The organism is Syntrophobacterales bacterium (genome assembly GCA_019429105.1).
Classification (GTDB): Bacteria; Desulfobacterota; Syntrophia; order Syntrophales; family UBA5619; genus DYTH01.
In genome coordinates, this window is sequence record JAHYJE010000005.1 from 1 (window position 1) to 18,599 (window position 18,599).

Sequence of the window (18,599 nt, forward strand, 5' to 3'; positions counted from 1 at the left end):
ATGTTGGTTGTAATGATTGTCGAACCCTTGCAGTATCTGCCGTCGATGACTTTGTGAAAGAGATTGGCGTTTCGCGCATCATTCTGTTCGAGTCGGTCGAAGCCGACTTCGTCAATCAGCAGAATCTTCGGCACGAGGAAGTGCTTGAGTTTCTGGTCAGGTGTATTGTCGGCGATGCCGTCTCTCATAACTCAATATCGCGCATTTCCTTCCAGCTTGTCAGTTAGAACAAAATTACCGTGAGATAAAACCCCGATCCTATAGCAACACGAGGCACTATATTCACCAGGCTATCGACTATTTTAAGGGAACGTCAATCAAGGAAATAAATTACGCAGAGATCGAGGATTTCCTTTATCACCGGGAAGACATATCCGATAAGACCCGCGCCAAAATGAAATCGGTCCTACACGATTTCTGGACCTGGTCGAGAAAAAGAAAGATCGTTGACAGTGTTCCCGAGATGCCTTCCATCACCTTTCAGCTCGGTTTCCGCAAAACAATTGACAAAGAAACGCAGCAAACCATCATTGACGAGGTCAACCGGTGCTCCTACAGCATCAATCCCAAAATATGGATTGGCGTAAAGTGGCTGGCTACCTACATCAGTATCAGACCGGGCAAACTTATTCGCATCCTGGAAGGCGATTTCGATTTGAAAAACAAGATGGTCTTGATCCCCGATCCGAAAGAGAAACGACCCGAATATGTCCCCCTGCTTGATGAGGATATAGAGATTATCAAAACATTTCCGCCGGCGATACCGTCGATTCCCTTTTTCAGGCATCCAAAGGGCGTATGCGGCGCCACTGAAGGGGAAGCATTCGGCCCGCGCCTGCTTTATAAATGGTGGAAGATTGCCGGCACGAACCTGGACATAGGCGACGTTGACTTATACGGTGGCACCCGTCATTCATCGGCCAAGGCGCTGCGCCACGCCTTTTCACCGGATCAGATTAAACGGGCGACCATGCACAGCACGAATAAAGCCTTTGAACGGTACTTTTCCATGGAACTGGATGACGTGCGCAACATCTATGCGGGAACGAAAGCGCCCGACAAAGCTGACACCAACCTGACACCCAAAAGTGGTAGCACCAAAAAGCCTAACATAATTAAATTACATAACTAAATTGGTGGAGGCGGCGGGAGTCGAACCCGCGTCCGGAAACCTTCCATTGCACTTTCTACGTACGTATCTTCTGATTTGGATTTCGCTTTTGCGGGCTCCCGGAAGCAGGATCCCGCGATCGCTATCCTGTTAATTTTTCGCCCCTCTTGCCCCAGGCTTGCAAGAGCGGTTATCCTGCCTTCATGACGCCCCCAAACCGCTCCGACAGGCGGGAACGGGGGAACGTTAGCCGACTAAGCGGCTAAAGCGTAATCGTAATTATCTGCGATTATGTTTTCCTGCCTGTTTTACGAGGCCTGCAGGAACCTCGGTACGCTTATGCAACTTCAAATATCCCCGTCGAAACCGGGACGCCCCCAATATCTTTAATAAACCTTGAAAACTTCCTGGCTTTAGCCTATGCATCTTTTCCTTTTATGTCAAGCCGATATAATAAATGCGATGTCAACCATGCAATATCTCTTCATGAAACCGTCATCGCATAATACATAAACCCCTGCGGCTGACTTATAGGATACGCCCTATCGGTTCCTCTCCCGCAGCCCCCGCTCAATCGCCCGGCGGTCCTCCTTGAGTTTCATATCCTCACGTTTGTCATAGAGCTTCTTTCCCCGGCCCACGCCGATCTCCACCTTTATCTTCCCATTGCGGAAGTACATCCGCAGGGGTATCAGCGAAAGTCCCCTCTCCTGGGATTTTCCGTAGAGGCGGCGAATCTCGCGCTTGTGCAGCAGGAGCTTCCGCACCCGGAGCGGGTTGTGATTCTCCCGGTTGCCGTGCGAATAGGGGCTTATGTGCAAATCGTAGAGAAAAAGCTCCCCGTCCCTGATATTGGCATAACTGTCCTTGATGTTGGCCCGGCCATCGCGGAGGGCCTTTACCTCGGTCCCCTGCAGGACAACCCCGGCTTCATAGGTTTCGTCGATAAAGTAGTTCAGCCTCGCCAGCTTGTTCTGACAGATGGACTTTTCCCCCGTCTCCTTTTTTTCCTTCATTTTTCCCGTCTCCCCTGCCAATTCAACCAAGGTCTAATATATCATTTTCCGCCCAGCTTTGCCGGAATATAATCGGTTTTGACATGGCCCATTGACTTCCAGATATTCTCCTTTATATCGGGATTCTCCTCGGCAAGTTTTTTGAGCAGATCCTTTATGTAGCGACGGCGGGAAACAGAGCTGGTAGGACAGAGCTCTTCAATAACAGGAAATCCCTGTTCCGCGGCAAACTTTTTCACCAGCGCTTCCTCCATATATGCGAGCGGCCGGATTATATGCAGTTTTCCCCCGAAAATCGACTGATCGGGAACCATCGTGCTTATCTCCCTCCCATAAAAAATATTGATCAGAAGGGTTTCGATGATGTCATCGCGATGATGGGCAAAGGCGATCTTGTTGCAGCCATGCTGTTCGGCGATCTCGAAGATCCGCTTGCGGCGAAGCCGGGAACAAAGGAAACAGGGGTTCTTGCGGTTGTAGTCGCTATGAGAAAGCGGCCCGATATCCGTCCTGTCAATGACAAAATCATGGCCCCCCTCCTGCAGCCAGCGGGCAAGAACCCCGGCGCCAATATCCTGCGGGTCGAAACCCAGATCGATATGTACAGCCATGACGGCAAAAGGGGGAAGATAGAGCATCGGGGTATTCAGCAGACTCAGCAGAGCCATGCTGTCCACCCCGCCGGAAACGCCAACCAGCACCTTGTCTCCGGCGGCGATCATCCCGTAATCCAGCGCTGCCCTTTCCAGCCATTTCTTCAAATGAAGAAACAATTTCGTCCTTTTTATCCCGTTTTCCAACGCACCCCCTCCAGTTTGCACGATTCTACTTGACGTCGCCCTTCATAGCAAGAAACTTTCGTTGATGGCGGGAAAAATCGGCTTGAAAAGCATCGCCTGTTGGTATAGGAAAACGAAAGTCTTTATATCTTCGCCGCAAGAATGGCAGGGAAGAAATAATTATCAACCCCCTGCCGCCCATGATTGCAGTTTCGGAGACCATGCAATATTTTTTCAACCTATAACAAAAAAGGAGGCAGCAATGACAGAAATCATCAGCATCAACGCCAGAGAGATTCTCGATTCACGCGGGAACCCGACAATCGAAACCGAGGTAACCATTGCCTCCGGAATTACAGCCCGGGCATCAGTGCCGTCGGGCGCTTCGACCGGTGAACATGAAGCCGTGGAGTTGCGGGACGGTGACAAAAAACGCTATCTGGGCAAGGGCGTCTTGAAGGCCGTAAACAACGTCATGGACAAGATAGCGCCGGAAATCGTCGGGATGGACTGCCTGAATCAGCGGGAAATCGACAGGCAGATGCTCTCGCTCGATGGGACGGAAAACAAGGGGAAACTGGGCGCCAATGCCATTCTCAGCGTCTCTCTGGCCTGCGCAAGAGCCGGAGCGGAGGTTCTGGAGCTGCCGCTTTACCGCTACATCGGCGGCGTCATCGCCCATGAAATTCCGGTGCCGATGGCCAACATCATCAATGGCGGCCAGCATGCCGACAACAACGTTGACATCCAGGAGTTCATGGCCATGCCGGTCGGCGCGACCAGCTTCCGCGAAGGCATTCGCATGGTTGCCGAGGTCTTTCATAACCTGAAGGCAGTCCTGAAAGCGAAGGGCTACAACACCTCAGTCGGTGACGAGGGTGGATTTGCCCCCAATCTTAAATCCAATGAGGAGGCCTTTGCGCTCATTGTTGCGGCGATCGAAAGGGCCGGGTACGAACCGGGCCGGGATTGCGCAATCGCCATCGACACCGCAGCCAGCTCGTTCTACAGCAAAGGCAAATACATAATGGCCGCGGAGAAGAAACCGGAAAAAACATCCGAGGAGATGGTAAAGTATTACGCCGGTCTTATAAAAAAATATCCGATTGTCTCCATCGAGGACGGACTCGCCGAAGACGACTGGGACGGTTGGAAAATGATGACGGAGACCCTTGGCTCAAAAATTCAGATTGTCGGCGACGACCTCTTTGTCACCAACCCCAAGCGTCTCCAGCGGGGAATCGAACTCGCAGCGGCAAACTCCATTCTCATAAAACTTAACCAGATCGGCACACTGACGGAAACGCTTGCGACAATCAAGCTTGCCCACGAGTCGGGCTTCACAACGGTCGTCTCGCACCGGTCGGGGGAGACGGAAGACACCTCGATGGCCGACATCGCCGTCGCCGCCAACTGCGGGCAGATCAAAAGCGGTTCCACGTCAAGGACGGAAAGACTGGCGAAGTACAACCAACTTATGAGAATCGAAGAAGAGCTGGGCGATGCGGCGATTTACCGGGGTAAAGCGGTTCTGTATTCGATCCGGGGTAAAAAATAACAGCTTTGGTGCAACAAACAACCTGTCGGCGCTAACATTGTTGCCAAAGGAAAGCGCCGCCCGGTTGTGTTTTTTTAGAGAAATTTAAACAGACGGCGGCGCAGCGACTCCATTTGCACCTTGTTTTCCGCCAGCACATAGCGCTTGGTCAATCTCTTTTCTCCCTTTTCCGGCACTTCCTGAATGGCAATGATGCCAACATCCTGCAGGTATCGTATTGCACTCTGGTAGTTCGACTGCGAAAGAGCCTCCGACCTTCTTATCTCACCCTTGCGGTACATCCTCTCCCCCAAGCCGCGCAGATTCTTGAGCCACTCCTTTTCCGCTTTCGGCCCTTTCTTCAGATGATAACATCCCCTGATTGCCACCCAGTAAGATTCGGTATAATTTTGCACAAGGCCGGAGAAGGGCAAAAGTTTCGTTCTTCCCAACCCCTTGACCTCTATCCAGGACTTTTCATCCCGGTCAAACATATCGATCATGCCCTGATCGTAAAAATAGCAAAGTAACTCCTTGAGTTCTTCAAGACTGTCTTTCTGGTCATCAAAGATAAATTCATGGCGGAAAAGACGCTTGAAGAAGATGAAATCATTATGAATTCTATTCACTGGAATCATATCTTCCGCAGTCGCCAGAATGGCTGTCGCGACAAAGCTGAAAGGAATAAAGTAATGCAGGATATTGTTTTTGTAGTACTCAAGATTCAAGCGCTTGTCATCCTCCAGCGAATAAACAACTTCCTCGACGTCTTCCTCCTCTTCATCCTCTGCCCCCATGCGGGATATGAGCCCGGACTGAGCAAAGAGGTTCAATGCTTCCGCAGAAGCCTTTTCCCGGTCGGCAAAGGTCATTGCGAACGGCGCCTGGCAATAAGAGAGGCATTTGCAAAAAAGATCAATCACTTCCGTTAGTTCCCCAAGAGAGATGCCCCGCCGGTCGTAACACAAAAGGGCGGCTGCGGTCAGCGAAAAGGGAGTCACCACGGAAACCTCGTTGATCTCACGGACAACCTTATAGCCGATTTGCCGGTAGAGTCGCTGGCGTTCCCCAACCGTCATCTCCTGCATAGGTTTCTCTTGAGCAGCCAAGTAGGACTTCAGCAGAATAGGTTCACCGACATTCATATAGACACGGCCATATCTTTTTCGCAAGAGGCCGCCGCTCCTGATCATGGCGGTAGCCTTCTCCTTCGCCTTGGGAGCGCCTCCGAGCTCCTCAAGATAGGCCTTCTCCTCGATCACCCGGTCGTAACCAATATAAACAGGAACCACCGCCAGATCTTCACATGCCTTCTCCTGATAGGCATCGATGATCATGGAAAGAAGCCCATACTTGGGCATCACCATCTTTCCGGTCCGGCTGCGCCCGCCCTCGATGAAAAATTCGAGGGGAAGTCCCTCTTTGAGGAGGGCTTGTACATAGCGGTTTAATGCCTCGGCGTAGAGAACATTGCCCTTGAAACTTCTCCGGAGAAAGAAGGCGCCCGATTTTCGGAAAATGTAACCCATGGGGAAAAAAGCGAGATTGTTGCCCGCGGCTACAAACGGCATCTGGATGTTGTTTTTGTAGAATATGTAGGAAAGCAGAAGATAATCGAAATGGCTGCGGTGGCAGGGAATAATAACAAAAGGCATTTTTTTGGAAACCTGCCTAATCTTTGCGAGACCATCTGCATCCACTACAACCCCGTCATAAATGTTGTTCCAGAGCCAGGTGAGAATTTTTTCCCAAATTTCTACCGCTGTTTCGCTGTAATCGGAGGAAATTTCACGGAGGTATCTTCTGGCCGTTTTTTTGATGGCCGGTAAATTGCCTCCGCCCTTCTTTCCTTGCGCCGCCATTTCTTCCATGAACGAGATCATCTTTTTATCCTGCATGATCATTTCCGTTATCTCGTCCCGGGACTTCAGGAGCGGCCCGACTATCGCCTCCTTTTCTTCATCGATCCTGCCGATCAGCTCCTCCCGAAGCTGGCGCGCCAGAGACTCGCGACTTATATCCTTGTCCGCGCTTATATATTCAGAGAGATTGACCGGTTCGGTTGAAATAACAGAGACCCTGCTTGCGTACCTCAAAAATGTCACAAACCGGCGCAGCGATCCGGTCGAGTCGCTCTGGCCGAAGAGAATGTTGAATATATTTTCGTTCTCTCTCTCCCGCCTTCTTCCGTATGTGATCAGTTCCGGGCACAGATATATCGGCACGGCTGAACTCTCCTGAATCTCGAGCAACCGTTTGAGCGTCTCTTCAACAAAGTGATTTTCGAATATCTCCGATTCCCCAAGGTGGATAATAACGGTTTTCCCGGCGTAGACAAGCCTATCGAGATGATTCATCCTTTCTGAATTAACCGTTTTTTTTCTCATTACCCAGTGGGTAAGATGGGAGCTTATTACCCTCAGCGCCTCGCAAAAAGGCTGCCAGATTATCATGTTGACATCATGGCTGTAAACAGGTTCGGGAATTCCTTTGCGGAGCGCCAGTTCTCTTATAATCAGGCTGTTGAGCTGACTTTTGTTTTTTAGAACATAGACGACAACACCCTTTTGTGCGATTGATTGCAGCTTTTCAACTATCTCGTCAGAAACCGCTACTCGTGAAAGCACCTTGTGGACAAGCAATGAAAAAGGAAAGTTTTGCTCCCGATAAATGCTCCCAGCATGGCGAACACCGATACCGGCAGCGCCCCCTTTTATTCTTGACAGAACGGACATTATTCCCTTTCTTCCGGGCACTTCACAGGCTGATTTCGGAAAAATCTTCAGGAAAACGCTTGCGCATCTCTTCTCCGACAAAGGTCTTTATTTCCTCTAACGAAGAAAGGGTCAACACCTTTTCAAGAAGGGATTCCGCCGCCTTTAAGGTAATCCCCCGGATGATCTTCTTCACCCGGGGAATTGCCAGCGGGTTCATGCTCAGTTCGTCGAGTCCCATTCCGACAAGAATCATCGTATAGGCCGGCTCTCCCGCCATCTCGCCGCACATCGCCACCCTTATTCCGGCCTTGTGACCGGCATCGACAACACTCTTGATCAGTCGCAGCACCGCCGGATGCAGGGGTTCATAAAGATAACTTACCTGCTCGTTGATGCGGTCAATGGCCAGGGTGTACTGGATAAGGTCATTGGTGCCGATACTGAAAAAATCAACCTCCCGGGCCAACTGGTCGGCGATAATGACCGCCGAGGGTATCTCGATCATGATTCCTGTTTCAATTTTCTTCCCTAATTGGATCCCTTCCGACAACAGGTCGTTTTTCACCTCGGCCAAGATGCTTTTCACCTCCCGGATCTCCTCCATCCCGGAAATCATCGGAAACATGATCCGCAGTTTCCCATAAACGCTGGCCCGCAGGATTGCACGCAACTGAACCTTAAAAAGCTCTTTCTCCTTCAGGCAAAACCTGATTGCCCTCATCCCGAGCTGTGGATTCATCTCATGAAAACTTTTTTTATCGGGAAAAAATTTGTCGCCCCCCAGATCAAAGGTGCGGATCGTCGCCCAGGAAAGTCCTTCCACCCCGACGACAGAACGGTAATTGGCCAGATGTTCCTCCTCGTCCGGCAGTTCCTGGCGGTTTATATAGATAAATTCCGTGCGATAAAGGCCGATACCTTCTGCGCCGTGATGAATAGCCGAGGGAATTTCTTCAATAAATTCAATATTACCGCCGATTTCCACCCTGTGATTATCCTTTGTTACCGCAGGCAGACCTGCGTAATCCAGCAGATCGTCCTGAGCCTTTTCGTAGAGTTTTTTCTTCCATTCATACCGCCTCCTGATCTCAGGATCGGGATTGACAATGACCACTCCGGATGAACCATCGATGATAATGTCATCGTTGGTGCTGACTGCACTGGTAATGCTTTTCAAGGCGACAACTGCCGGTATCTCCATCGAGCGGGCAACGATGGCCGTATGCGAGGTCTTCCCCCCCACATCCGTGGCAAATCCCAGCACCTTATCGATCTTGAGCTGAGCTGTGTCGGAAGGAGACAAATCAGCGGCGATTATAACTACCCCTTCGGGCATCTCGAGCGGGGCATGATGTTTGCAGGCAAGGTTATTGATAATTTTCTGGCCCACATGCTGAATGTCGGTTATCCGGCCCCGGAGGTAATCATCCTCCATCCGGTCAAACATCTCCTGATACTTTTCCAGCGTCATTCGCACCGCCCATTCGGCGCTGACGGACATCTCCCGGATGTTTTGCATCGTCAGGTCTATGAACTTCCGATCGCGCATGATCATGATGTGAACATCGATGATATAAAGCGGTTCCATGCCGCCGCCGGAATCAACGAGCTTTTTTTTCAGTTCCAGAAGCTGTGTTTCCGATTCGTGCAGAGCCTCCAGAAAACGATCAATCTCAGATGGGATCAAATCCGCATCGCCGAGTTTGCAGAACGGCGCTTGTATGTCCATCCTGTTGAAGAGATACGCCTTTCCTATAACAACCCCGGGGGAGACGCCTATTCCCTTCATCACAAAAGTTTTGGTTTTATCGTCGTCCATGCAATCCCTCAGTTTCCTGCCATCAAATCTCACCAAACTTCCCATCGATAAGAATGGAGAGCATTTCCATCGCCTCTGCCGCGTCCATTCCCGTAATACGAACTGTCAAGCGGCTCCCCTTGGGACAGTAAAGGGTAAGAATATCAAGAATGCTGCGCCCGTTTACCTCGTAGCCGTCCTTTTCCAGAACTACGTCCGCTTTGAAGCGATTGGCTGTTTCCACGATCTTTGCGGCTGCCCGGGCATGAATCCCCAACTTGTTCTTTATTTCGAATGTCTTAGCTATATCCATATCAGATAGAAAGCACCATGCAAAACAGGGCAATCCCATAGAGGAGCTGCTCCGCAGAGATTGCCCGTCGCCCCCCCGCTAAAGAGATTAAAAAAATTACGACACCAATAAGATAACCGACATTTTGCGGCAGCAACTGTCCCGAATATTCAACAGAAACGGATAAAACAGCGCCCACAATGCTCAATATAAACAGCGCCCCATAACGCAGCATCTCCGACTCCCGGGGAAGGTCAAGAGCGCGAATATAATTGAAGCCACCCCATCCCGAACAAAAACCATGAAAAAACCCGCCCACCCGAACCATTAACTGGGCGGGCGAAAAGAGCATAAGAAAAATAAGCGGGGCATAAAAACTTCCGGATACTGCCAACAACACCGCCCATGCTGAAGAAAAAAGACGCAACGCTCCCCAGAAAAATGAATCGCCGATTGCGGCATACGGACCCATCAGCGCCTTTTTGAGATCCTCTGCTTCACGCCCCCCTTCGCCATCTTCCTCAATCCTGACAACGGAGCCGACAACTGCGGGAACGAGATACGGGTTCGTACTGAACATCTGCAAATGTCTCAAAAGAAAAACTTCCTTATCCTTAAGTTCACTTTTTTTTCTTGAGCACATCAAGGGCAGCATGGAAAAGGCGAAGCCCATGCCTTGCATAGTATGAAAATTAAAGGAAATCTGAATGGTCAGTGAACGAAAAAAAATACCGAGCATCGCTGCTTTTTTCATCAGAAGAACCACCACGCACTGATTCAGGTTTTCGGACAAGAGCGGATGGTTCCACCACTAAAAGCAGCCTGTTTAGGCGCCTATAATAGCGAATCCCTCTACTCCCCCGACCGTGATTTGGATTTGCCTAACACAAACGGTTTTGCAAGTCAATCTATTCGCCAGAATGAATGCAGGGATATCAGTTCAAGCAACGAAGTTTTCTGCTATAATTTTTCTTGACATAAAGCTTTTGTTCTGATAGCCAACCGCACGTTTGGGAAGGCAATAAACCGGCCTGGGTTTCCAGAATGTTATGGGAAGCAGGCCGGTTTTTTAAGGTGATTTTTCTTCAAATGGAATAAATAGAGAAAGGACGAGGTATAAAAGAATGATTTGCGACACGGTTAAAAAAGGGATTGAGTGTGCTTTCATGGCAAAGAAGGGGTGTGGTTACCCGGGTGGACAATGCAAGCCGGTAATTGACAAATGCGAAGGCTGCACAAAGGCGGTTCAATATGAGGCAGTGACTTACTGCGGGGTTTATCCCGATCCTGCCTCCAAATGGCGAACTGGCAAATGCCCAACGGCAACCCACCTCAAGGCAGACACCAAGGAAGCTCAACAGAAAATAAACCCCTTGAAGGCATCAAAAAGGGCAAACAAAAAATAGATCCTGGGTTTCAGACCAAAAGAACAAAAGAGCCGCTGAAAACATTTCGTTCTCAACGGCTCTTTTGGCATTACAGATGCGGACAGTGGTTTTTCTTCCACTCAACCTACTTTATTTCTGATCCAAAGCAGACCATCCTTGATTTCTTCGATTAGCTCGCCCTGCGACAAACCGCCGGAGGCCCCATCATTGCGCTTGCTGCCCCGCAGATGTTTTCTGGCCCCATCGATGGTGAATTTCTCCTCATACAGGAGCCTTTTTATAACAAGCAAATTCAGAACATCCTGACGCTTGTAAAGACGCTGATCGGAGCGGGTGCGAGAAGGCTTTACCTCTTTAAACTCCGATTCCCAATAGCGTACCACGTAAGGAGGCACCCCCAGAATTTTGCTTACCTCGCCGATACGAAAAAAGGTCTTGTCGGGAACGGTGTCCATCAGCCACTTCCAATGCGACGAGCCAGATTATCGACATTTTACGAGAAACACCCCGAACCGTTTCTCTTCCCTCGAACGCGAGGGGGGTGGAGTTTTTCCATCATTCGTCGAGCCCAGGCCGGGCGTGAAGATAAATTAATTATTCAAGGCACCCCAACACCGCATCCGGTATTAGTCGTTCAGGGCCTTGCGCAGAACCTGGCTGGACTTGAAGGTCAACACCTTCCGTGCGGAAATGGCAATCTCTTCGCCAGTCTGGGGATTTCTGCCCCGGCGTGATTTCTTGTCCTTGACCGCGAAATTTCCAAATCCGGAAATCTTTATTTTATCCCCTTCCGCCAGTTTGTCTTTGATTATATCAAAAACAGACTCGACGATCTTCGCTGAATCCTTTTTGGAAAACCCCAACTTTTCGTACACGTTTTGAATAATGTCTATCTTCGTCATTTTCCCCTCCTGAATGATTGCTCCTTGACTATCTTATCAACGCCCCTGACGCATTAATTACTCTTTCCACAACCCTTGAATGAACGGCATTTACTTCGTCATCCGTCAATGTTCTATCCGCGCTTCGATATAAAAACCTCAATCCCAGACTCTTGGTGCGCTCTGGAACATTTTTGCCCTCATATACATCAAATATCTCAATTTTTTCAAGCAATTCTTCGTTTGTTTTTTGCGCGGCCGCAAGCAGCTCGCCGGACTCTATTTCGCGGCGCGTAAGAAAGGCTACATCGCGCGAACTTGCCGGGAATCTGGGTATGTCGGCAAAGGCCCTTTTTGCGGCAGCGTGCGCAATCATCATTTCCAGATCAAACTCGCAAGCCACGATCGGACCGGCAACGCCGAAACAAGAAAGCACATCCGGATGAATCTCCCCCAAATATCCGATTCTCGCCTCCTCGCTGAAGACCTCGCAGGATTTGCCGGGGTGAAGAAACGGCTCGCCGCAAGCGGCGCGATAAGAAGGGCTCGCAACCTTCAATACCTCCAATATGTTCTCCAAGCACCCCTTTAAATCATAAAAATCCGCCTTCAAATCCGGGAAATGCCATCGCTGCTCGTATCTTTGTCCGGTTACCAAAAAAGCCGCCTTGTTAAACTCCCGGGGCTGTTTCCCTTCCTGAGAGCCTATGTATGTCCTGCCGATTTCAAAAATCTTCAGGTCGGAGCGGCCCGAATCACTGTTTTTCGATACATTTTTAAGCAGGCTGTAAAGCATCGTGGTCCGCATGGCGGACTGCTCTTCGGTAAGCGGATTTTTAATGCGCACCTGGCGCCTCCGCTCATCGGTCGAAGTCAGCAGGAGATCGTCCGCTGAGGAGGGCGGGATGAAACTGTAGTTTATCACCTCCGTATAGCCGGCCCCGTTCATAATCTGGCGGATTGCCGCCTCCGCCCTTCTTTTCTTGCTACCCGGCTCCTCGGCAACTACCGAAACAAGCGGCAAGGTAGCGGGAATTCGGTCATAGCCAAAAAGGCGGGCGATTTCCTCTATTAAATCTATATCCCGCGTAATATCAACGCGGCAGGACGGAGGGGTAACAAGGAAAACATCTTCTTCAGCTTCCCTGACGGTCATCTCCAAACCCTCAAGGATTGCTTTAACTTCATTGAAAGATACAGCCGTACCGATGACCTTGTTGACTTTTTTCAAATCAAGAACGATATCCCGGGCAACAGCGACATTTACGGGATGCTGATCGATGATCCCCCGACAGATATTTCCTCCCGCCAATTCGGCCATCAGCCCCGCAGCCCTGTCCAGAGCCCGGACAGAGCCCTCCGGATCGATCCCGCGTTCAAAGCGAAAGGCCGCATCGGTACCCATTGCCATTGAGCGGGCAGTGCGCCGGATGGAGGAGGGGTTGAAATAGGCGCTTTCCAGCAGGATGGTCGTTGTGTCATCCATAACCTCTGAATTGATTCCACCCATCACCCCGGCGATGGCAACCGGTTTTTCTGCGTCACAGATGAGTAGGGCCTCCGCCGGCAGAAGTCGCTCCTTGCCGTCGAGGGAAACAAATTTTTCCCCAGCCCGGGAACGCCTTACGACTATTTTCCCACCAGCAAGAAGCGTAAAATCAAAAGCGTGGAGGGGCTGCCCGGTTTCCATCATCACGAAATTGGTTATATCTACAATATTATTGATGGAACGCAGTCCCACCGCCTCCAATCTCTTTTTCAGCCAGAACGGCGAGGGGCCTATGCGGACATCCTTGATAACGCGCGCCGTATAACGGGGGCAAAGATCGCCATCCTCAATCGTTACGGAGGTCATGTTCGCAATATCGTCATTATTTTCAGCAACACTGCAATCCGGATAATGAACACTTTTCCCTGTGATTGCCGCTACTTCGCGGGCAACCCCGATAATCGAAAGACAGTCTGATCTATTGGGGGTGACGCCGATATCAAGCACCGCGTCATTAAGGTCCAGGGACTCCGCCAAGTCTCCACCACAGGCAAGTTCCGAAGAAAGCAGCATGATTCCCGACGCATCCGCACCGATTTGCAATTCCTCCTCGGAACAGAGCATCCCCTCGGAAACCTCGCCGCGGATTTTGGCGCTGCGGATCACCTGCCCCCCGGGCAGAACCGCCCCGACAATTGCCAGCGGAACTGTATCGCCAACCTTTATGTTCTTCGCCCCGCAGACAACCGGATAACTTACAGTCCCGGTAGAAACCTCGCACAGGGACAAATTATCGGCATGCGGATGGGGCGTCATCCGCACGATTCTTGCCACCTTAACCCCGCTGAAAGCGGGCTCTTTGATATTAAGGGAGTCCACTTCCAGACCGGACATGGTAAGCTTATCCGCCAGCTCTTGCGGAGAAAGATCCACATACAGATAATCGCGAAGCCATTTGAGACTGACTAACATATAAAAAACCCCTGACTGCCGAATCCCGAATCTTGCTTATCCAGCGCAAAACCATTGAATGTCAAGGCCCGGCGCCGACGGAATCGATGATGAAAATAAAGTAGTCCAGTGTCGCCGTTGACGCACCTTAAGCTTGACGCCTGAACATAAAGCTCAAAACTGGGTTAGAAATCTCCAGTCATTTTCGAAAAAAAGACGGATATCAGAGATGCCGAATTTCAGCATCGCAATCCGTTCGAGCCCGAGGCCAAAGGCAAAGCCGGTGAATTTTTCAGAATCGTATCCGACATTTTTAAACACTGCCGGGTCAACCATGCCGGACCCCAGAATCTCCAGCCAGCCGCTCTGTTTGCAGACCCGGCAACCGCTTCCCCCGCAGATGACGCACCGGATGTCAACCTCGGCGCTGGGCTCGGTAAAGGGAAAGAAACTGGGACGAAACCTCAGGGCTGTTTCCTCGCCAAACACCTGCTTCAGAAAAACCGTCAAGACGCCCTTCAGATCGCCAAAGGTAATGCCTTCATCGACAAGCAACCCCTCTATCTGGTGGAACATCGGAGTATGGGAAACATCGGAATCGCGCCTATACACCCGGCCCGGAGAAATAATTCGGACCGGCGGGCGGCATTTTTCCATTGTGCGAACCTGAACCGGCGAGGTGTGCGTTCGCAAGACTATGTTGTCGTCAACATAAAAAGTGTCCTGCATGTCGCGGGCCGGATGGTCCTTGGGAATGTTGAGCGCCTCAAAATTGTAATAATCGAGCTCGACCTCTGGTCCTTCCACAATGGAAAAACCCAGTCCGGCAAAAATCCCGCATATCTCTTCCTGAACCTGCGTGACCGGATGGAGACTGCCATACCGCACTCCCCGACCCGGCAGGGTCACATCAATCCGTTCGGAGCGCAGGGCCTTTTCTTTGCCGGCAACAATTATATCTGCAAGCCTCTGGTCGATCCTCGCCGAAATCAAATCCTTGACTTCGTTACACTCCTTGCCGAACAAGGCTCTGTCTTGCGGCAGCACATTGGCGATATTGCGCAGCAACCCGGTGAGCAAGCCCTTCCGCCCAAGATAACGGGTTCGAATCTCCTGAAACTCGGATTCCGTTTCCGCCTTCAGCAGCTCTGCTTCCGCCTGTTCGCGGAGAGTTCCCAGCTCTCCCGTCATGCTTGAAGCTCACCTTTGGCAATTACTACTATCTGCTCAAAACCGCGCGGGTCGTAAATCGCCAGGTCGGACAGCATCTTGCGGTCAATCTCGATACTCGCCTTGTGCATGCCATCAATAAGGCGGCTGTACGATATCTTGTTCATCCGGGCCGCCGCATTGATCCTTGCAATCCAAAGGCTTCTAAATTCCCGCTTTCTAACCCTGCGGTCGCGGTAGGCATAAGCCATGGCTTTGTTTACCGCCTCCGTGGCCGTCCTCAACAACTTACCACGGGAAAGTAAAAAACCCTTCGCCGCCTTCAGAATGCTTCTTCTCTTTTTTTTGGCCGTTAAACTTCTCTTTACCCTGGACATCGCATCTCTCCTTATCTCCCCAGTCAGAGGCAGACGGCAAATCAAACCCCTGCGCCTTTGACCATTAAATTTACATCCTACTTGTAGAGAATCAGCTTCTTGATTGCCTTGGCATTTGCATGGTCAAGAATCGCCGATTGCCGTAAATTTCTCTTATTCTTGGTTGTCTTTGTCGTCATGATATGGCTGGTAAAGGCCTTGTTTCTTTTAATTTTACCGGTTCCGGTCACAGAAAACCTTTTCGCCGCGCCACGATGTGTCTTGATTTTTGGCATTCCCTCACCCCGCTTTTTTATTGGGCAACGGGCCGAATTTTACGGCCCGTCGCTTTTGTTTTTATTTAGATGATCACTTTATTTCCTGGGAGAAAGAATCATCACCATGTTTCTCCCCTCTAATTTTGGCTGCTGATCGATGACACAGTCATCGGCAAGCGCTTCCTTTATTGACTCCATCAATCCCCGGCCAATGTCGGTATAGGCTATCTCGCGCCCCCGGAACATCACCGTCACCTTCACCTTGTCGTGCTCTTCCAGAAATCGCTTTATATGCTTTATTTTTACATCGCGGTCATGCTCTTCAGTTTTAGGCCGCAGGCGAATCTCTTTTACCTGGATCACCGTCTGGCTTTTTTTGGCGACCTGCACCTTTTTGCTCTGCTGATACCGGAACTTCCCATAATCCATAATCCGGCATACCGGCGGATCGGCGGTGGGAGAAACTTCCACCAGATCCAGTCCCGATTTTGCAGCCTCTGCCAGCGCCTCGTTCAGCAAGAGCACCCCGAGCTGCTTTCCCCCATCATCAATAACCCTGACCGAAGCGGCCTTGATCTCCCTGTTTATGCTTAAATCTTTTGCTATGGTTCACCTCCGGAAGCTCATTCGGAAAATTAAGCTCCGCTTTCTATTTAAACTGCGAACATTGCCCCTCTACAAGGGCAATAAACTCCTCAGGCGTCATTGCCTCGAGGCTCTTCCCGTCCCTCTGCCGCGGGGCAACCTTGCCGGCTGCCATCTCCCGGTCGCCAATCACCAGCATGAAAGGCGTTTTCTGCATCTGGGCTTCCCGGATCTTGAAGCCCAGCTTCTCATTGCGAAAATCACCTTCCACCCGAATGCCTGCATCAGCAAGAATTCTTTTTACCTCTTCACCCCAGGGAATATGTTTATCCGTTACAGTCGCGATCACTGCCTGGACAGGGGACAGCCAAAGGGGAAAGGCGCCGGCGTAGTGTTCGATCAAAACCCCCATAAACCTTTCGATTGCACCCAGAATAACCCTGTGCAGCATGACGGGACGGTGCTTTTCCCCATCCTCGCCTATATAACTTAAATCAAAACGCTCCGGCAGCGTAAAATCACACTGAATTGTCGCACACTGCCACTTTCTCTTCAGGGCATCCTTGATCTTGAAATCGATCTTGGGGCCATAGAAGGCGCCGTCTCCCTCGTTCACCTCATAGGGAATTCCGCTGTCCTTGAGGGCGTTTTCCAATGCCCCCGTGGCAAGCTCCCAGTCCCCGTCCGAGCCAATCGAATTATCCGGGCGCGTGCTTAGCTCCACCTCATATTCAAAGCCGAAAATTTCCATCGCGTAATGCACGAACTCGGCAATTGCCTTGATCTCGCAATTGAGCTGCTCCGGCGCACAGAGGATATGGGCATCATCCTGGGTGAACTGGCGAACCCGCATCAGCCCGTGCAATACCCCGGTCTTTTCGTGCCGGTGCACCGTCCCCAGCTCAAAATAGCGCAAGGGCAAATCCCGGTAGGAACGGATCTTTGACTTGTAGATCAGCATGTGGGCAAGGCAGTTCATCGGCTTGATGCCGTAGGTCTGCTCGTCCACCTCGGTGAAGTACATATTTTCCCGGTAGTGGTCAAAATGACCGGAACGCTTCCAGAGATCGGCCTTGAGAATCTGGGGTCCCATGACCAGGCCATAGCCGCGTTTCAGGTGCTCCTTTTTCTCCCAATCCTCGATGATCGTGCGGAGCATCGTCCCCTTCGGGTGAAAAATGACCAGTCCGGGGCCAGCCTCGTCGTTTATCTGAAACAGGTCAAGCTCACGGCCCAGGCGGCGGTGATCCCTCTTTTTTGCCTCTTCTATCAACTGCAGGTGCTCATCGAGACTCTTCTGAGAAGCGAATCCCGTCCCGTAGATGCGCTGCAGCATCTTGTTGTGTTCGTCGCCCCGCCAGTAGGCGCCGGCAATGTTGAGCAGCTTGAAGGCCTTGATCATCCCGGTCGAAGGGATATGCGGCCCCCTGCACAAATCCGTATAACCACCCTGGGAATAAATGCTTACGGTTTCTATCTCCCGGGGAAGATCTTCTATAATCTCCACCTTATACTTCTCGCCTTTTCCCCGGAAAATTTCGATTGCCTCCGAACGGCTCACCTCGCGCCGTTCAAAGGGCAAATTGGCGGCGGCGATCTTCCTCATTCTGGTTTCGATTTGCGCCAGATACTCAGGAGCGAACCCGGGCTCATAGTCAAAATCATAATAGAATCCATCTTCTATAGCCGGGCCAATCGTAACCTGGGCATCAGGGAAAGACTCCTGAACGGCCTGCGCCATGACATGCGCCATGCTGTGACGCAGAATCATAAGCCCCTCCGGGGACGAGGCCTCCAGCGGCTCGACTCTGGCATCCGTCTGAAGCTGACAAGTCAAATCGACCGAAACGCCGTTTACCTTTGCCGCCACAAAAGCGGAGTCGCCAATGCCTGCCATCAATGACAGGACGTCCCTGACTGCCGTTCCCGCCGGATGCGAAACAACTCTTCCATCCGGGAGCGTAACCATTATGTCTGCCGCCATCTTCTTTTCCTATTAAGAAAGGGCACCAGCGCCTTGGCAATGATGCCCCGAAAAAGCAGCCCCACTTACTTAAAAAGACCCTGCTGCTCTGTCGCTATAACAAAAAACAGCCCCCCTGCGAAGGCATGGCTTTTTTATATGGTAGGCACGCAGGGATTTGAACCCTGGACATCCACCGCGTCAGGATGGCGCTCTCCCCCTGAGCTACGTGCCTGTAGCATACGTTCCTTGCGGAAGGGTTCGTCGTCTAACAAGAAAAGAGCCTGT

The 18,599-nt window shown here is 51.0% G+C and carries 18 protein-coding genes, 1 tRNA gene and 1 other RNA gene; 3 read left to right on the forward strand and 17 right to left on the reverse strand.

Going from position 1 to position 18,599, the window contains the following annotated elements:
• Positions 1-188 (reverse strand): ATP-binding protein (locus tag K0B01_02540; GenBank protein ID MBW6485018.1); only part of this gene is annotated, 188 nt, incomplete at its 3' end.
• Between the two features lie 206 nt (positions 189-394).
• Here K0B01_02540 and K0B01_02545 point away from each other — a divergent pair.
• The gene (locus tag K0B01_02545; GenBank protein ID MBW6485019.1) at positions 395-1,132 is read left to right on the forward strand and encodes a hypothetical protein; all 738 of its coding nucleotides are present in this window, start codon (positions 395-397) and stop codon (positions 1,130-1,132) included.
• Between the two features lie 2 nt (positions 1,133-1,134).
• Here K0B01_02545 and ssrA read toward each other — a convergent pair.
• The 3 genes from ssrA to K0B01_02560 form a co-directional block, all read right to left on the reverse strand.
• Positions 1,135-1,490, reverse strand: a transfer-messenger RNA (tmRNA) gene (gene ssrA / locus K0B01_02550).
• A 163-nt stretch (positions 1,491-1,653) separates the two neighbouring features.
• A complete protein-coding gene (gene smpB / locus K0B01_02555) occupies positions 1,654-2,127 on the reverse strand; it encodes an SsrA-binding protein SmpB (protein MBW6485020.1) in 474 nt (157 codons plus the stop codon).
• 41 nt (positions 2,128-2,168) lie between these two features.
• Positions 2,169-2,927 carry a tRNA 2-thiocytidine(32) synthetase TtcA gene (locus K0B01_02560; protein MBW6485021.1) on the reverse strand — a complete coding sequence of 253 codons (759 nt, stop codon included), beginning with the start codon at positions 2,925-2,927 and terminating at the stop codon, positions 2,169-2,171.
• Positions 2,928-3,168: 241 nt separating this feature from the next.
• On the opposite strand from K0B01_02560, the gene eno reads away from it, so the two are divergent.
• Positions 3,169-4,464: a phosphopyruvate hydratase gene (eno, locus tag K0B01_02565; GenBank protein MBW6485022.1), complete on the forward strand. Its 1,296-nt coding sequence runs from the start codon at positions 3,169-3,171 to the stop codon at positions 4,462-4,464.
• A 74-nt stretch (positions 4,465-4,538) separates the two neighbouring features.
• On the opposite strand, the gene K0B01_02570 is transcribed toward eno, so the two are convergent.
• The 4 genes from K0B01_02570 to K0B01_02585 are packed head-to-tail and all read right to left on the reverse strand — an operon-like array spanning position 4,539 to position 10,004.
• On the reverse strand, positions 4,539-7,178 hold the full coding sequence (locus K0B01_02570) for a 1-acyl-sn-glycerol-3-phosphate acyltransferase (GenBank protein ID MBW6485023.1): 2,640 nt from the start codon (positions 7,176-7,178) through the stop codon (positions 4,539-4,541).
• A 22-nt stretch (positions 7,179-7,200) separates the two neighbouring features.
• Entirely contained in the window at positions 7,201-8,979 is a 1,779-nt protein-coding gene (gene ptsP / locus K0B01_02575) for a phosphoenolpyruvate--protein phosphotransferase (protein ID MBW6485024.1), read from the reverse strand.
• A gap of 22 nt (positions 8,980-9,001) precedes the next feature.
• On the reverse strand, positions 9,002-9,271 hold the full coding sequence (locus K0B01_02580; protein ID MBW6485025.1) for an HPr family phosphocarrier protein: 270 nt from the start codon (positions 9,269-9,271) through the stop codon (positions 9,002-9,004).
• A 1-nt stretch (position 9,272) separates the two neighbouring features.
• Positions 9,273-10,004, reverse strand: a complete 732-nt coding sequence (locus K0B01_02585) for a PTS system mannose/fructose/sorbose family transporter subunit IID (protein MBW6485026.1) — start codon at positions 10,002-10,004, stop codon at positions 9,273-9,275.
• A 370-nt stretch (positions 10,005-10,374) separates the two neighbouring features.
• On the opposite strand from K0B01_02585, the gene K0B01_02590 reads away from it, so the two are divergent.
• Complete coding sequence (locus tag K0B01_02590; protein ID MBW6485027.1) at positions 10,375-10,656, forward strand: PxxKW family cysteine-rich protein; 282 nt, start codon at positions 10,375-10,377, stop codon at positions 10,654-10,656.
• Between the two features lie 101 nt (positions 10,657-10,757).
• Here K0B01_02590 and K0B01_02595 read toward each other — a convergent pair whose 3' ends face one another.
• The 9 genes from K0B01_02595 to K0B01_02635 form a co-directional block, all read right to left on the reverse strand.
• A complete protein-coding gene (locus K0B01_02595) occupies positions 10,758-11,093 on the reverse strand; it encodes a MerR family transcriptional regulator (protein ID MBW6485028.1) in 336 nt (111 codons plus the stop codon).
• A gap of 171 nt (positions 11,094-11,264) precedes the next feature.
• On the reverse strand, positions 11,265-11,540 hold the full coding sequence (locus K0B01_02600) for an integration host factor subunit alpha (protein MBW6485029.1): 276 nt from the start codon (positions 11,538-11,540) through the stop codon (positions 11,265-11,267).
• Positions 11,541-11,568: 28 nt separating this feature from the next.
• Positions 11,569-13,980, reverse strand: a complete 2,412-nt coding sequence (gene pheT, locus K0B01_02605; GenBank protein ID MBW6485030.1) for a phenylalanine--tRNA ligase subunit beta — start codon at positions 13,978-13,980, stop codon at positions 11,569-11,571.
• 153 nt (positions 13,981-14,133) lie between these two features.
• Positions 14,134-15,150: a phenylalanine--tRNA ligase subunit alpha gene (gene pheS, locus K0B01_02610; GenBank protein ID MBW6485031.1), complete on the reverse strand. Its 1,017-nt coding sequence runs from the start codon at positions 15,148-15,150 to the stop codon at positions 14,134-14,136.
• A complete protein-coding gene (gene rplT / locus K0B01_02615; protein MBW6485032.1) occupies positions 15,147-15,506 on the reverse strand; it encodes a 50S ribosomal protein L20 in 360 nt (119 codons plus the stop codon). The genes pheS and rplT overlap by 4 nt, the downstream gene beginning before the upstream one ends.
• Before the next feature lie 77 nt (positions 15,507-15,583).
• Positions 15,584-15,781, reverse strand: coding sequence for a 50S ribosomal protein L35 (gene rpmI / locus K0B01_02620; protein ID MBW6485033.1), 198 nt, complete (start codon positions 15,779-15,781; stop codon positions 15,584-15,586).
• Positions 15,782-15,859: 78 nt separating this feature from the next.
• Complete coding sequence (infC, locus tag K0B01_02625) at positions 15,860-16,369, reverse strand: translation initiation factor IF-3 (GenBank protein ID MBW6485034.1); 510 nt, start codon at positions 16,367-16,369, stop codon at positions 15,860-15,862.
• A 43-nt stretch (positions 16,370-16,412) separates the two neighbouring features.
• Positions 16,413-18,332 (reverse strand): threonine--tRNA ligase, encoded by a 1,920-nt coding sequence (gene thrS / locus K0B01_02630; protein ID MBW6485035.1) that lies wholly within the window; start codon positions 18,330-18,332, stop codon positions 16,413-16,415.
• Between the two features lie 139 nt (positions 18,333-18,471).
• A tRNA-Val gene (locus K0B01_02635) sits at positions 18,472-18,546 on the reverse strand.
• Positions 18,547-18,599: the final 53 nt, after the last annotated feature.

What these genes read in the sequence shown, in the direction of transcription:
- pheT (MBW6485030.1), bottom strand. Translation starts at nt 13,980, where the DNA reads ATGTTAGTCAGTCTCAAATGGCTTCGCGATTATCTGTATGTGGATCTT.
- smpB (MBW6485020.1), bottom strand. Translation starts at nt 2,127, where the DNA reads ATGAAGGAAAAAAAGGAGACGGGGGAAAAGTCCATCTGTCAGAACAAG.
- K0B01_02570 (MBW6485023.1), bottom strand. Translation starts at nt 7,178, where the DNA reads ATGTCCGTTCTGTCAAGAATAAAAGGGGGCGCTGCCGGTATCGGTGTT.
- K0B01_02595 (MBW6485028.1), bottom strand. Translation starts at nt 11,093, where the DNA reads ATGGACACCGTTCCCGACAAGACCTTTTTTCGTATCGGCGAGGTAAGC.
- pheS (MBW6485031.1), bottom strand. Translation starts at nt 15,150, where the DNA reads ATGACGGGAGAGCTGGGAACTCTCCGCGAACAGGCGGAAGCAGAGCTG.
- rplT (MBW6485032.1), bottom strand. Translation starts at nt 15,506, where the DNA reads ATGTCCAGGGTAAAGAGAAGTTTAACGGCCAAAAAAAAGAGAAGAAGC.
- K0B01_02585 (MBW6485026.1), bottom strand. Translation starts at nt 10,004, where the DNA reads ATGAAAAAAGCAGCGATGCTCGGTATTTTTTTTCGTTCACTGACCATT.
- thrS (MBW6485035.1), bottom strand. Translation starts at nt 18,332, where the DNA reads ATGGCGGCAGACATAATGGTTACGCTCCCGGATGGAAGAGTTGTTTCG.
- rpmI (MBW6485033.1), bottom strand. Translation starts at nt 15,781, where the DNA reads ATGCCAAAAATCAAGACACATCGTGGCGCGGCGAAAAGGTTTTCTGTG.
- ptsP (MBW6485024.1), bottom strand. Translation starts at nt 8,979, where the DNA reads ATGGACGACGATAAAACCAAAACTTTTGTGATGAAGGGAATAGGCGTC.
- eno (MBW6485022.1), top strand. Translation starts at nt 3,169, where the DNA reads ATGACAGAAATCATCAGCATCAACGCCAGAGAGATTCTCGATTCACGC.
- K0B01_02580 (MBW6485025.1), bottom strand. Translation starts at nt 9,271, where the DNA reads ATGGATATAGCTAAGACATTCGAAATAAAGAACAAGTTGGGGATTCAT.
- K0B01_02600 (MBW6485029.1), bottom strand. Translation starts at nt 11,540, where the DNA reads ATGACGAAGATAGACATTATTCAAAACGTGTACGAAAAGTTGGGGTTT.
- K0B01_02590 (MBW6485027.1), top strand. Translation starts at nt 10,375, where the DNA reads ATGATTTGCGACACGGTTAAAAAAGGGATTGAGTGTGCTTTCATGGCA.
- K0B01_02545 (MBW6485019.1), top strand. Translation starts at nt 395, where the DNA reads ATGAAATCGGTCCTACACGATTTCTGGACCTGGTCGAGAAAAAGAAAG.